Here is a 13,954-nt window from a genome sequence, read left to right as displayed (position 1 = left end):
TTTCCCCGGGTTGATTAAATCAGGACAGCCTCTTGCCGGGCGTCTCAAGTGTTTTTATCAGTACCCTGGCGTTGCGCTGGTAGTTATACAGGCTCCGCCTTTTCACGGGAAGGTCGGCAAGTGCCGCGCTTCGGAAGCCTCGTTCACGGAACCAGTGGGCCGTTCGCGTCGTCAGGATAAACAGTCGTTTGACACCCTCCCGTGCGGCGCGTTGCTCAATCGCCTGGAGTAGCTGGTCGCCACGCCCCTGTTTTTGATAATCCGGGTGTACGGCAAGGCAGGAAAGTTCGGCAACTCCGCCGCTGTAAGGGTAGAGTGCTGCACAGGCGACGATCATGCCGTCACGCTCGACAACCATGAAGTGGTGAATTTCCATTTCCAGCATCTCGCGAGAACGCCGCACCAGCACACCACTGGCTTCCAGCGGCGTGATCAGTTGCAGGATACCACCGACATCATCAATGCCGGCGATGCGCATGCCTTCGTAGGTTTCTGCGCTAATCAGGGTGCCGACACCGTCCCGCGTGAACAGCTCTTTGAGTAGTCCGCCGTTTTCATGCCGGTCCACCAGGTGTGTTCTGTGTACACCGCGCTGACAGCTGTCGATGGCATGACGTATGTGCCGTTCCCGGTCGGGATCCAGCTTGCGCCGGGAATGCAGGAGTTTTTCAGCTTCCTGCAGGGATAACTGCCGGATCGGGCGCCGCCTGCCGTCGCGCAGGTTGCCGCTGTCGGTCAACAGAATCAGTTTGTCCGCGTGAAGCGCAATGGCGGCGGCTGTGGCGACTTCCTCGGCACTCAGGTTGAATACCTCTCCGGTCGGTGAGTACCCGAGCGGTGACAGCAGCACGATTCGGCCAGCCTCCAGTTGCTGGCGTAGACCATCCGTATCCAGACGCCGGACTTCGCCGGTATGGCAGTAATCCACGCCATCATGAATGCCCAGCGGTTTGGCAATTACAAAATTTCCACTGGCGACGCCGATGCGGGCATTGGCTGTAGGGGTGTTGACAAGACTCATCGAAAGTTGCGCCTCGATTTCAACGCGCAGGCTGCCGACTGCATCCTTGACACAGGCCAGTGCCTCGTCATCAGTCACACGCAAGTCATTTACATAATGCATTTTCGCCTTGCGCAGTTTCAGGCGTTGTTCGATTTGCGGGCGTGCGCCATGCACCAGCACCAGCCGTATATCGAAGGTGTGTAGCAGCGCGATATCGTGTACCAGACGGTCAAAATGCTCATCCACGGCCTCGCCGCTGAACATCAGCACAAAGGTCGAGCCGCGGTGCGCCTGGATATAGGGTGCGGCCTGGCGGATATTTTCAACGAAGCTGTCCGCTTTCTTATGGAGTTGTTTGTCGGGCATGCGGGACAGATTACCGGTTTCGTGCCGCGAAAAACAGCTGCAGCATGTTCAGGTCCGGCTCCCGGGTGCGAGACAGAAGCGTGTGATGAGTTGCCTGAGCAGTTCAAGCGTCGGCTCAATGCGATCACAAGCCAGGTATTCGTCTGGCTGATGGGCCTGGTCGATATCGCCAGGACCCAGCACCACGGTATCTATGCCCATGCTGTTGAGATAAGGCGCCTCGGTGCCAAAGGCTGCGGAGGTAGCGTCATATCCGGTAAGAACCTCGCTTGTACGCACAATTTCCGAAGCCGCATCTGTCTCCATGGCCGGCGTACCTTCGAATAATGGATGGCAGTCCAGCTCCAGTCCGCTACCTTCGATAACACCGGCAAGGCGGGTTTGCAGGGTATGGCGCAAGGCCTCGATTTCCATGCCGGGCAAGGGGCGGAGATCAATATGCAGTTCGCAGTCAGCGCAAATCCGGTTGGGATTGTCACCGCCGTGGATATGCCCGAGGTTGAGCGTCGGTGTCGGTACATCGAACAGCGGGTTGTGATGCCCGGCTTGCAGTTCGGTGCGCCAGCGTATCAGTTCACCGATGACCTTGTGCATACCCTCGAGCGCATTGTTGCCAAGCGAGGGGTCGCTGGAATGCCCGGAACGTCCGCGCAGGTGTATGGCCTCCATGAGGATACCCTTGTGCATGCGTATCGGGCGCAATCCGGTCGGCTCGCCAATCACCGCGTATCGGGCCTGCGGGCGCCTGGCATCCACCAGAGCGCGGGCACCTGCCATGGAGCTTTCTTCATCAGCCGTGGCGATGAGGATCAGCGGCTCGCGGAACTGGCTGGCATCAAACCGGCTTGCGGCTTCGATGGCCAGCGCAAGAAAGGCCTTCATATCCGAAGTACCAAGGCCGTACAGGCGATTGTCCTTTTGCGTGAGGCTGAACGGATCAACATTCCAGCGACCCTCGTCCCAGGGTACGGTGTCCGTGTGCCCCGCCAGTACCAGTCCTCCGGGGCCGCTGCCTAGCGTGGCAATCAGGTTGGCCTTGTCCGGTTGCCCCGCCAGCGGCATGATTTCGACCTGGTAGCCGAGTGGGTCCAGCCAGTTGGCCAGCCGTTCGATTACCTGGCGATTGCCCTGATCAAATGCGGCGTTGACACTGCTCACCGAAGGTGCAGAGATCAGGCCATCGATCATTTCCAACAGGTCGGGTGTGTTGTGCATGTGTGCAGCCTAACGCGTATCGGAAAACGGGAAAAGCCTGTCACAACCCCGCAGGGATAATCCGCAAGACTACACTTTCATGGAAACACATGCTGTCGCCCGATTCAGGCAGAGCGGCCAATTGACTGCAAGCCATATTGTTTCAGTTTACGGTACAGCGTCCGTTCACTGATCCCCAGAATTTGCGCAACCTTGGCGCGCTTGCCCTGGTGTTCGGCCAGTAGTTCGGCAATGTACTGTGATTCCAGGCCCTTGATGGAAGGTTCCGGGCCATCCGGGTTCGCTATCGGGTGTGTGGTTTCGGCATACCCTGATTCGATGGGCACATCAAGGTAGATTTCTGCGGGTGTGATAATGCCATTGGTGCTGAGTGCTGTGGCGCGCAGCAGAATATTGCGCAGCTCGCGCACGTTACCCGGGTATTCATGGGTCTTCAGTACCTGTATGGCTTCGTTGGTAAGGTGGTATGCCGCAGTATTTTCAGGTCCCATTCTTTGTAACAGGGCTTCGGCCAGTTCAGGGATGTCTTCACGACGATTGCGTAGTGGCGGAATTTCACACAGGATCCCGGCAATCCGGTAGTAAAGGTCAGCCCGGAATTCGTTGTTTGCGACCCGGTGTCGCAGGTTCTTGCTGGTTGCGCAGATAATTCTGGCGTTTGCACTGAGCAGTTCCCGTCCCCCTACGCGCCTGAACTGCCCGGTCTCCATGGCGCGTAACAAGCGACCTTGCAGCGATTGCGGCAGGTCGCCTATTTCGTTAAAAAACAGGGTGCCGCCATCTGCTTGCTCGAACATCCCGTAGCGGCGTCCGATACAGCCTGTGAAGGCCCCACGCTCGTGACCGAACAACTCGCTTTCAAACACCGACTCGGAGATAGCGCTGCAGTCCACCATGGTAAAGGAATGCCCGTTGCGGTCAGAGCGACGATGGATGTATTCCGCCGCCAGATCCTTGCCAACGCCGCTTTCCCCGAATATCAGAACCGGTGCGCTGGTTGCTGCTGCCCGTGTCAGGTGTTCAATGCATTCGAGGAATGCCCTGGACTGCCCTGACAAACGTTGCTGTTCACAGTCGAGATCTTCGCTGTGGGCGAGAGGAAATACCGCTTCACCAAGAAATAATGAACCGTCCAGGCCATAAATGGGTGAGCCCTTGATACGCACATGCTCAGGTTGTGCGTTGGTGTCATAGTGAATGTGTAATACCTGGTGTGGAGCGCGGGTTTCGAAGACGGCCTTGTGTGGGCAGTCTTCGCCATTCATGTGGCATGGCACGTCGGAGCGGTGCGATACCTGGTGACATTTGTGACCAAGGATATCCTGGGTTTCTACACTGTAGGCCTGTTTGTAGGCAATATTTGCAGCGACTATATTATAGTTTTCATCGATCAGGACAAAAGGATGATCCTGTGCATCGATGAGTGACTGAACCTCGACCGAGATCTTGTCTTTACTCATATATCCTCCTGAACCCGAAAACTTCTGTCATTCTGGCAGGCCCGTATAACGCTGTATTGAGTGTAGACCAGAATGGTGCAATGTACATATGTCAGAGGATATAAGTATTTGATTATCTTTTGGATGTGGCGATATCATGGGGTAATTTATGTATTGTAAGTTACTGACATATTGGCATAAAACTAATTTTTCATGCCTTGGAATTAAAAAAACCGGGGGCTGAATAAGCCCCCGGTTCAGGTTTGCAGAGTAGAAAATCAGAAGCCGAAGAAGCCTCCAAAACCGCCACCACCACACAGGAAGGCGAATGCGCCACAATCTTCAGCGCCACCATTATCTCCAGTTGGTGTACCGACGCCTTCCAGCGGCTGAATGAACTCGGTTTCAGGCCAGCGAGGCGTATTGTTGCTATCCGTGATGTTGGCCCGTGCGCCATTGAAAAGGTTGGCTGCAAGTGCCTGCTGGAACAGTTCGACTGCCTGGATAGGCAACAGGTCGAACGGTCCCGGGCCACCACCGATAACCGGGTCGATGTTGGTGAAGCCGTCGTAGGCGCAGAGAATATCGTCGCCTTCTTCAATGGGTGTACGTCGGCAGCCGGTGATGCTGATATTGTCGCTGTCAGATATTGCCACGCCGGTGTCGCTGTAACTCATGGCCTGAATGCGTTGACCATCAGGGGCGGCCAGGTCAACTGTCAGATCCACACCAGCGAAGCCGTAGGTCCAGCCGCCGCGCTGTTTAAAGACATCGGGAGAGAAGGTACGGGTCAATACGTCCTCGACGATCTCGCGGAAGCGGACGCCAGTGACCTGCCCGGTGGAGATAGAGTAGGCCATCGGGAAGAAACGGTAGGCGTCCTCAATGGTGATTGCGCCGTCGGCCACTGCACCATCTTCATACACCGTACCGGTTGCGCCAATGGTGGCACCCATACGGAAACCGGGTGTCATGGCCATCTGGGTACCGGTCGTCTGGCGTAACAGGTCTGACCAGCCGTTATTGAAACTGCTTTCCAGTGAATCCTTGCGGTCGATCAGGCTGTCGGCATGACCTACCACCGTGTCGATGGACTGGGTCAGCGTCTGCATGACAAACGGGGGCGCCTCCAGGAACACGTTGTCGCCAAGGTAGGGCGCACGGGCTTCGTTAACCAGGGCAACCATGTCCGGGTCTTCTGCCACGCTGTCATCAAGTTCAATCAGGGTCCAGTTTTTACTTTTCACCGTAACGGTGGTGCTGCGCCAGCGCTTGCGAACATCGACTACGATATCCATACGTCCAAGGTAACCGTCGTTGCCGGCTTCCACGACCAGTGCACCACTCTCGGAAGTGATAGGTGTATAGGTAGCTTCGTGGGTATGGGCAGCAAAGAACACGTCAACGGAACCCGGGTCGACCAGGTCGGCCAGGCGCTTTGTCTTGTGAATCCCCAGTTCACTCATAACAACAACCAGGTTTGCACCGTTGTTACGCAGCTTGTCGGCATAACGCTGAACGATATCGAGATGTTCTGATTCGCCCTGGGCAAAGTTAAAGCCGGTGGCGAGCATGCTGTGCATGTCGGCGACAATGTCAGATGTCAGCCCGATAAAGCCAACATTTACACCGGCGATGGTCTTGTTCCATGTCGCGGGCATAAAGTCAGGAAGAATCGGGAAGAAATCCGTGAAATCAGAGACGTTCGCACCAAGATTGGGATAATTCGGCTGAATGATACCAATCAAATTGTCCATGCCGGGGATCGGAACCTGGATGATGCCGCCAAGGCTGGTATCGAATCGCCCATAGCGTGCCCGTGTTACGCCAGGAGTGTAGTAAAAGTCCCAGTTACCGGCAACGCCTACATCGACGCCGAGCGAATTCAGCGGACCCATGATCGCGTTACCCATCGAGAACAGCGCTTCAACGCCACCATGCGTGGTATCGCCGATATTCATCAGAATATTGTTGGGATTATCAGCGCGGATCTGCTTCACCGCAGTTGCGATGCGCGTCAGGCCGCCGCGAGTGGCGATTGTGGTACCACCATTGCCATCAGATACCAGGTCCTTGTGCGGAATCAGGTGCGCGTGCAGATCGTTGAGTTCGATCAATGTAATTGTTTTTGTTGCAGCCTGCAGTGATCCATGGGCCAGAATCAGTGCAGCCAGAGTCAGGTATCGGGTGAGCTTCATTCATGTTCTCCTTCGCGGTATTTCCATCCGTGGCAAAAGATTTATAAGCCATTTATAAATCTGACGGCCTTGCTGACAAGGCCTGTCGTGGGACCTAAAGTCGCATTTTTTCAGGGTGTTGGGGAAGTGGCTTGGCGCCTATTTTAAATAGGGCAATTTACTGTACAAATGTATATCTCTGCAGGAAGGATACGAAGGGCAGCCAGGACAAGACATGGATATACGTTCAGTATGTCTTGTGGTTGGCCGGATCCTGTTGAAATGAAGTGCATTCCGGCGATTAAAAAGTCTTAAAAAAGCCCGGCGTCATGCCGGGCTAAAAGACAGGGTATATGAACAGCCTGATTATCCGCTGGCGTGCAATTTTTTCTGCAGGCCATTACGCAACAGCATGGAAAGATCTTCTACCGGGCTGATCTCGTCGAAGGCGGCCAGTATCAGCTGATTCCTGTTGCTGACCCTGAACTTCTTGAACAGCTTGGCGAGGTGCATTTTCACGCCCTGGTGTGACAGGTGCACTTCCTCGGCGATCTGCTTGATGGCCAGGCCTTTCATGACTTCGCAGAGAATTTCTGTTTCGCGTTTGGTCAGATTGTCGCACAACTGGCTGATTTTCTCGTAGAACTGTGTTTCCAGTACATCATCAAGTTCCTGCTGGGTCTTGATGAAGCGCTCCATGATGTGGCGTTCAATCCAGTTGTTGCCCTCGAGAATGGATGCCAGGGCGCGTTCGATATGTTCACCGGTCATGCGCTCGTTGATATAGCCATGCACGCCGGCCCGCACCAGCCGGTACAGGTAGTCACTGTCCATGTCTTTCCCGAATACCAGGATGCGGATATTCGGGTACTCGCCAAGGATGCCATGGATGGTACGTTCCAGGGGTTCCTTGAGGACTTCCTTCTGGATCATCAGCACATCGGGTTCGGTTGCAACTAACTTCGCCATGCAGGCGTCGCCGGGTTCTACACAGGAAACCATGTAGTTGTTGCCCTTGTCTTCAACCATGCGGGCCATGCTATCTATGGAAAAGTCCTTGTGGCCCAGGATGAATATTTTTATCTTGCCATCCTGTGGCGCTGTTTTGTAGCGGATGCTGGTGACATCCGGTGACGATGCATATAGATTGTTCATGTCATACCCTGCCCTGCATGTAATATTAAAAGTATCTCGCCGCGGTGAAGCGGAACGAGTTGTCTCTTCTGGACTGATAGAGGAAGTCGCCGGGTTCGACGTGAAATACCCCACGGGCTTCCAGCGAAAGCTTCCAGCTTTCGCCAAAACGGCGTTCGGCTTCCAGGTTGTAACTGTGACCGGCACCCTCCATATCCACAATCACTCCGGCCAGTACCTGTGTGCTCTGTACATCATTGAAGGTCAGTCGGGTGCCGACCAGCATGTCATTCTGGAACCGGGAAGGTGTTTTCTCGTCCCGTTCATCCCACGAATATTCCATCAGCGCCCCGATCTCCATACCGTTCTCCAGTACAAAGGTGTATTCAAAACCGCCGACAGCGGCGAAGAAGGGGCTGTGGTCGAAGCCGGTGTTGTGAATGGCTTCCAGTTTCCACAACCATGCGCCGAAAATACCCTGCACTTCCAGCCCGGTCTGGTCGATCTGGGGATAAAACGGCGTCAGAACCGGGGGGGTAAACGGGCCGGTGGGAGTAATGATCATTTCAGGTGTGCGTGCTGTGCCATGGAAATGGGAAAGCCCGACTTCCCAGTCACCGATGTACTGGTACCAGCGTGCTGCAAAGTCGATATGGCGGTCTTCGCTGTTGTTCTCATACAGCGGGTTTTGCCGGTCCACTACCAGCCCGAAGCGCGGCCGCCCGTCTTCATCGAGGAAGGTCCTTTCACGAAAGCCGGGCAGAACAAACAGGTCGAGTGTTCCGAGGTCACCACCGACCAGTGTCAGGTCAAGCATGGGTTGTCCCAGCTTGTCTTCGGTGTCGAGATTCTCTACCAGGTCAGTCTGGTTGACGATATCGACCAGGTGCTGCGACTCGGTGATTCCCCAGTAGACCTTGCTGATCCCGGCTGTCAGTTCCCACCATTCCGAAGTTACGCCAATGTTCAGTTCGCGGATATCAGCGTGTGTGCGTGCGGTATCGTATTGCGCACGACGCAGGAACGGCTCAAATGTGAAGCTCTTCTTGCCGTGGTCCCACTCGTGGTAATACTCGGGCTCGAGTGAAAACGACAGGTAGCTGTCATGCTGGGCATCAGACAGAGCCTGCTTGGGGAAGGCCAGCCATTCCACGCCGGCGTTACCCGACCATTCTCCAGCTACACCGGCGTAGCTGGCGCACATGGCAGTGCACAAGGAGATGGTTTTCAGTCTGTATCCGGCATGCATCATGGGGGCTGGTGTCCTAGCGCGCCCGTTTCAGCGAGTTGCGATCAAAATCACGATCACCCAGCCCGGTGCCGAACGCGTAGTTGCTCCAGGCAAGCTTTGTGCTCTTGCCGGTCTGGTGGTTGGTCATGTCCATTTCTGCAGCTTTCCAGAACTTGTCCAGATACTTTTCATAGCCGGAGAAGGTGAGTGTTTTCAGCAGGGAGTTTTTGCGATCGTAGTAAACAATCTTGCGTTCCCGGTACTCGTCCTGGTCCATCCATACGACCTGGCGGGTATATCCGGATTTCTTGTCAACCGGGTAGCGCTCGAAAACAAACATGGCTTCCCCGTCAAGCGGTTCGTCGCGCAAGTACTTGTAGGTGTACTTCTCGACTTCCTGGGAGCTGATATCCTCGTAGGCAAACTCGCTGCCCATAAACGGGCCTGACTTGTTGTTGGAGGCAATACGCTTGACGCGTTTCAGCGCAGGGAGGTACAGCCATTGGTCATCGGAGCCGGTTTTATGTGTAAAGGTCAGTAGCGCGGTGCCCTTGATATCCTGCGGGCGGTCAAAGATGGTCAGGCTCTTGTCGCCATCGCCTTCAACTTCAAGGTTTTTGGAGCGCAGCTCGCGCGTGCTTTCCTCGCCCTGTTTGTTTCGCAGAACCATCAGCAGGTCGGCAGTAAAATCACCGAAACCGTTTTTGCGTTTGTCTGCCTCAACGGCGATCTCGAGTCCCCTGTCATCTGCCGTATCAGCAAGCAATGGGCTGCTGAAGGCGCTCATACCGAGCAGGGCGATTAAAAACGTATTCAGAATTTTCATCAGACTTTACCTTTGATTTTCAGTAACAGGGGCGGAAGGAACAGGAAGTCGGCAAACAGTGCCAGTGCGATGGTAATGGCCGTCAGGAGCCCCATGCCGGCGTTCATCTTGAATGAAGAAAGGGCCAGCACCGCAAAACCGGCAATAAGTACGATCGAAGTCATGATCAGTGCGACGCCAACACTGGAGAAGGCAGCACGAATCGCGTCTTCGGCGCTCAGTCCCTGTTCGCGACGGGCACGCAGGTACTTGCTCATGAAGTGAATGGTGTCATCCACCACGATACCCAGCGTCATGGCAACTACCACGGAAAGCGAAACACCTACCTCACCGACCAGCAGTCCCCACAGGCCGAAGGCCATAATGGCGGGCATCAGGTTGGGTACCAGGCTGAGTAACCCGAACTTGATCGAACGGAAGGCAAAAATCAGCATGAAGGAGATCAACACCATGGCCATGGCATTGCCCTTGAGCATGCTGCGGATATTGCGCGATGTGATATGCGCAAACATGATGGCCGGACTGGCGCCAACGGTGTGCATGTGTGCGGGTGCGTTGGCTTCCAGCCATTCCCTCGCACGTGCTTCAACCAGAAGCAGTTCGTTGGTGGTGAGATTATTTACCGTTACCGTCATACGTGAGGCCGACTTGTCAATATCGATCTGGTTGTTCAGATCCAGGCCATAGGGCAGCGACATTTCATAGAGAAGGAAATATTGTGCAGCAAGTTCACGGCTTTCAGGTATCCGGTACCAGCTACGGTCATCACCGTGCAGGTTCATGTTCAGCCGTTTGATGATATCGGTAATCACATTGACGTGAATGACTTCCGGCTGTTCGCGATACCAGTTGGCGAAGTTTTCAATAACCTGCAGCTGTTCCGGCTCGTTGATACTGCCGCTACCACCGGTTTTCAGCGAGTAGTCGATGGTGTAGATGCCGGTCAGATTGTCGGTGACGAAGTCTGTGGCGCGCCGGAACTCGATGCTGTCGTCGAAATATTCGACAAACTGGTCGTTCAGTTCATTACGGGTAATGGAGAATGCCAGGACGACCAGCAGGGCAAGGTTGCCCCAGAACAACATACGGCGGTTGTTCAGTACAAACTCACCAAGACTGCTCATCCACTTGCTGGCAGTTTCCTGGTTGGCATGTGTGCGTATCGGAAGAATCATCACCAGTGCCGGCATAAAGACAAAGGAGTAGACCCATGCGGCAATTACACCCATGGCGACGATGTTGCCGAGGTCGCGGAACGGTGGTGCGTCCGAGAAGTTCATGCTCAGGAAGCCAACAGTTGTTGTCAGACTGGTCAGCGCGATAGGCTGGAAATTGACGCGCAGGGCCTCGAACATGGCAGCACGCTTGTCCATGCCCTTCGTCATGTTGTGCATCAATGCAACCAGCAGATGAACGCAGTGCGCAACCGCCAGTGTCAGTACAATAGTTGGTGCACTACCGACCGGGGGTGTCATGCGAATACCGATCCAGCCAGCCAGTCCCATAGCGGTCGCGATGGAAAAAGCCACGACCAGCAGGGTGGCGATAATTCCGGTGAGCGAGCGCAACAGGAACCACAGTGCAACAAACACAACCAGGAACATCAGTGGTACCAGTGTGCGCATGTCGTGTTTGGATGCTTCGGGGAAAGCGTTGTTCATCATCACCGTGCCAGTGATATAAAAGTCCAGGTGCGGGTAGATGTCCTGGTACTTCTTCACCATGTCACGTGCGTACGCCACAACACTGGGGACTTCGGTGGTCTGGTCGATACCCGGTGTCTGGATGGTGATATTGATGCCGGTCACTTCACCGCTGGGTGATATCAGGCGATTCACCAGTAGTGGTTCGTGCAGCGCAATGTTCTTGATGCGCTGAAGGCTGGAGTCCATCAGGTTGGCACCATCTACTACCAGGTCGCCGACTACCAGGTCATCTTCCTCGGCTACTGTGTGCTGGTAGTTGGTCAGTGAATCGACCCGAATCGAGAAGGGCACCTGCCAGGCTTCCTCGGTGATAGCTTCGACGGCGGCCAAGGTCTTGCGTGTGAACACCTTGTGGTTCTTTGGTGCCAGTACTATCAGAACATTGTCATTGTTGGTATAGGTGTTCTGTAGCGCTTCGAAAGCCGTCAGTTGCGGATTTTCCTCACTGAAGAATACGCGGTAGTCGGTTGTCAGCGTCAGGTTGCGCCCGCCCATGGCAGCCCATACGACGAACATGACGGTAAGAAGAACCCACAGGTAGCGTCCTCGCAGGATAGCGGTTGCGATTGTCTCAACCATTATTGGTCTCCATGAGCAGTATTCTGCGTAGTGCGCCGTTTAGCGAGGCGCTTGATGTCTTCATCTGCAAGCAGATACTCGGGACGCGGGGCACCGCCCAGCGGCTGTATTTCACGGTTGCCTGCAATAGGCGGTGGCAAGGGTTTCAGCAGGTTAATGCGATTCAATTCGGGATCGACAGTGTGACCGGGCAATGTTTGCAGGTAGTAGGCTACTACGGCAGTTGCATCGACAATGCCGCCAAAGCGGTCCTTGAGCACCTTGATTTCCAGTGCTCGCGAGCGATTGATCTTGCCGGGCAGATCCAGGTACCAGTAACCCGCCACCGTGTAGTAGCGTTCCGGATCCAGGGCCTCGTTATTGACGCGAATGTTACTGGCGCGGAAGCCCCATTGGTTATACGGATCGAGATCATAGGTGATGCCGGAAAAAGCCAGCAGCCAGCCGCCACCCCAGTAACCTACAATACTGGTCAACGAACCCTGTGCGCCGTTCTCTATCATCAGGCGCAGGTCGTCTCCGCTGATCAGGCCGCAGGCGATCTGCGGGCCAATCGGAATATAGTGGTAGATGTCTTCCAGCTTGATCGGTCCGGGCGCGATATGGGTTCCATAACGAAAACCGCGGATGAGGCCGATGTCTGATTCGCAGGCGCCGCGAAAGGCGTCGGCCAGGAAGTCATGCGATGAACCTTCAATAACTGCCGGCAGGGATTTGGCATCGGCATAGTTGGAGCGGTGCAGGGCCTTCCGGGTATAACCGATTGTTGTATCAATCGGTGCGCGCAGTACGTAGCCGTTCATCGGGTTGACGTGAGGAACAAATTCCGCACCCTTGACGAATGTTTTGCGAATCTCCTCGACCCTGGCGGCGATCATCGGGTCGGGCTGGTTGTTTTCTACCGTGATGCGGTGTGCCTTGAAGTCCCAGCTGGCCAGCTTGCCATTCCTGACTGTCAGGTTCATTTCACCAACCATGGTGCCGTCCTGGCCTTCCTCGACCAGTAGCGTGCCGGATTTTGCCTCGACAACCTTCCAGGTTTCCTCGTGCATGTCCGAGGACAGTACAACATCAATGCCGGGCCAGGTTTCCACCAACTCCAGATTCGCTGCAAGGCCACGTTCAGAGATCAGAACCAGCAGATCGACCTTTTCCTCGTTGCGCAGTTTGGGGATGGCGGCCTGTAGTTCCTCCTCGCCAGGTGTCAGGTAAAAGCCGTCCATGACGCGGGTGCTCACAGCTTGCGGGCCACGGTCTGCGGTAAGCCCGATGATGCCTATTCGTACACCATTAATTTCCTTGATCATGTAAGGGGGCACAACACGCTGGCCGGCCTGTTTTGCATAGGGCGTTTCAGGGAATTCATATAACGTTGCGTAGTAGAGGTTGGCGGACAATGTCTGCCAGTTGAACATTGGCTTGCGTCCGTCTACCTCGGCAAACAGTTCGCGAAAGCGCTCCGGACCGTACAGGAAATCCCAGTTCCCGGGAGCAAAGGCGTCGATTTCAAACAGGTTGAGGATGTCGGCCATGGCTTTACCGCGCGAATACAGTGCTTCTGCAGAACCCTGGATGGTGTCACCTGTGTTAACCAGCAGATTATCCGGGTGTTCGCTCCGGATTTTCTTGATCTGGTCATAGACATAGGCCAGCCCGCCGGACATAACACCACGATCATCGTCACCATCACGCATATTGGGACGCGGCACCAGGTGACCGTGCAGGTCACCGATGTGAATCAGGGTGACTTCACCATCGCCGGCGCTGGCGGCGGATGCGAACAGCACCAGCGGCAGAGCCAGGTTGCGGAGTAGTGTGCGAGTTAGTGTCATGAATCTGTTATCCGTCTCAGGGGCGCACGTAGGCCCAGCCCTGGTATTGTTTTTCAACCAGTTCTGAAACGCCTGAAGGCACGTAGCGCAGTTGCTGAAGCATGTCGGAAGGACGCAGCTTGTGAGTACGCATGGCTATTTCACAGGCCACGATACGCACGCCCTCGACAGTTGCCTCCTCGACCTTGTCGGCAATCGGAATGGGGGCGTAGTACTTCAGTGTGTTGACACCATCACCGAATACGACGATTTCAACTTCGACGTTATCCGGTCCAAACTGGTGCTGCAGGTTGCGCGCAGTGTTCAGCGTGGTATTCATTTTGTCGACACTGTTTTCGCTGACCTGCAGCAGTACCTGGTACTTCAACTGCTCGGCAGCCAGGGTTGTGGATGTAATGGCTGCAAGAGCCAGACCGGTTAACCAGTATTTGAAAGTCATGTGGATT

Annotated in this window: 10 protein-coding genes; all 10 read right to left on the bottom strand. The window is 55.0% G+C overall.

The genetic code is table 11. The features are described from left to right. Positions 1–19 precede the first annotated feature (19 nt). The 10 genes from argA to DFR30_RS12840 all read right to left on the bottom strand — a co-directional run bounded on the left by argA (position 20) and on the right by DFR30_RS12840 (position 13,947). Positions 20–1,369, bottom strand: coding sequence for an amino-acid N-acetyltransferase (gene argA, locus DFR30_RS12885; RefSeq protein WP_132973869.1), 1,350 nt, complete (start codon positions 1,367–1,369; stop codon positions 20–22). A 48-nt stretch (positions 1,370–1,417) separates the two neighbouring features. Continuing rightward, positions 1,418–2,584 (bottom strand): acetylornithine deacetylase, encoded by a 1,167-nt coding sequence (argE, locus tag DFR30_RS12880; protein ID WP_132973867.1) that lies wholly within the window; start codon positions 2,582–2,584, stop codon positions 1,418–1,420. Positions 2,585–2,688: 104 nt separating this feature from the next. After that, positions 2,689–4,044 (bottom strand): sigma-54 interaction domain-containing protein, encoded by a 1,356-nt coding sequence (locus DFR30_RS12875; RefSeq protein ID WP_132973865.1) that lies wholly within the window; start codon positions 4,042–4,044, stop codon positions 2,689–2,691. Between the two features lie 257 nt (positions 4,045–4,301). Continuing rightward, positions 4,302–6,221, bottom strand: a complete 1,920-nt coding sequence (locus DFR30_RS12870) for a bifunctional metallophosphatase/5'-nucleotidase (protein WP_132973863.1) — start codon at positions 6,219–6,221, stop codon at positions 4,302–4,304. 345 nt (positions 6,222–6,566) lie between these two features. Next, a complete protein-coding gene (locus DFR30_RS12865; protein ID WP_132973861.1) occupies positions 6,567–7,355 on the bottom strand; it encodes a response regulator transcription factor in 789 nt (262 codons plus the stop codon). Positions 7,356–7,380: 25 nt separating this feature from the next. Then, on the bottom strand, positions 7,381–8,538 hold the full coding sequence (locus tag DFR30_RS12860; RefSeq protein WP_207891901.1) for a hypothetical protein: 1,158 nt from the start codon (positions 8,536–8,538) through the stop codon (positions 7,381–7,383). Between the two features lie 61 nt (positions 8,539–8,599). After that, positions 8,600–9,391, bottom strand: a complete 792-nt coding sequence (locus tag DFR30_RS12855; RefSeq protein WP_132973857.1) for an outer membrane lipoprotein-sorting protein — start codon at positions 9,389–9,391, stop codon at positions 8,600–8,602. Further along, positions 9,391–11,676, bottom strand: coding sequence for an efflux RND transporter permease subunit (locus DFR30_RS12850; protein WP_132973855.1), 2,286 nt, complete (start codon positions 11,674–11,676; stop codon positions 9,391–9,393). The genes DFR30_RS12855 and DFR30_RS12850 overlap by 1 nt, the downstream gene beginning before the upstream one ends. Continuing rightward, positions 11,676–13,508: a bifunctional metallophosphatase/5'-nucleotidase gene (locus tag DFR30_RS12845; RefSeq protein ID WP_132973853.1), complete on the bottom strand. Its 1,833-nt coding sequence runs from the start codon at positions 13,506–13,508 to the stop codon at positions 11,676–11,678. The genes DFR30_RS12850 and DFR30_RS12845 overlap by 1 nt, the downstream gene beginning before the upstream one ends. A gap of 16 nt (positions 13,509–13,524) precedes the next feature. Then, on the bottom strand, positions 13,525–13,947 hold the full coding sequence (locus DFR30_RS12840) for a DsrE family protein (RefSeq protein WP_132973851.1): 423 nt from the start codon (positions 13,945–13,947) through the stop codon (positions 13,525–13,527). Positions 13,948–13,954: the final 7 nt, after the last annotated feature.

It is taken from the genome of Thiogranum longum (assembly GCF_004339085.1).
GTDB lineage: Bacteria > Pseudomonadota > Gammaproteobacteria > DSM-19610 > DSM-19610 > Thiogranum > Thiogranum longum.
The sequence above is the reverse complement of the archived record's forward strand: the minus strand, read 5'-3'. Positions and strand labels throughout refer to the sequence as shown.

Bases quoted from the DNA above. Each gene is read 5' to 3' on its own strand.
- DFR30_RS12865 (WP_132973861.1), bottom strand. From the start codon at position 7,355: ATGAACAATCTATATGCATCGTCACCGGATGTCACCAGCATCCGCTAC.
- DFR30_RS12850 (WP_132973855.1), bottom strand. From the start codon at position 11,676: ATGGTTGAGACAATCGCAACCGCTATCCTGCGAGGACGCTACCTGTGG.
- argE (WP_132973867.1), bottom strand. From the start codon at position 2,584: ATGCACAACACACCCGACCTGTTGGAAATGATCGATGGCCTGATCTCT.
- DFR30_RS12845 (WP_132973853.1), bottom strand. From the start codon at position 13,508: ATGACACTAACTCGCACACTACTCCGCAACCTGGCTCTGCCGCTGGTG.
- argA (WP_132973869.1), bottom strand. From the start codon at position 1,369: ATGCCCGACAAACAACTCCATAAGAAAGCGGACAGCTTCGTTGAAAAT.
- DFR30_RS12870 (WP_132973863.1), bottom strand. From the start codon at position 6,221: ATGAAGCTCACCCGATACCTGACTCTGGCTGCACTGATTCTGGCCCAT.
- DFR30_RS12860 (WP_207891901.1), bottom strand. From the start codon at position 8,538: ATGTGCGCCAGCTACGCCGGTGTAGCTGGAGAATGGTCGGGTAACGCC.
- DFR30_RS12855 (WP_132973857.1), bottom strand. From the start codon at position 9,391: ATGAAAATTCTGAATACGTTTTTAATCGCCCTGCTCGGTATGAGCGCC.
- DFR30_RS12875 (WP_132973865.1), bottom strand. From the start codon at position 4,044: ATGAGTAAAGACAAGATCTCGGTCGAGGTTCAGTCACTCATCGATGCA.
- DFR30_RS12840 (WP_132973851.1), bottom strand. From the start codon at position 13,947: ATGACTTTCAAATACTGGTTAACCGGTCTGGCTCTTGCAGCCATTACA.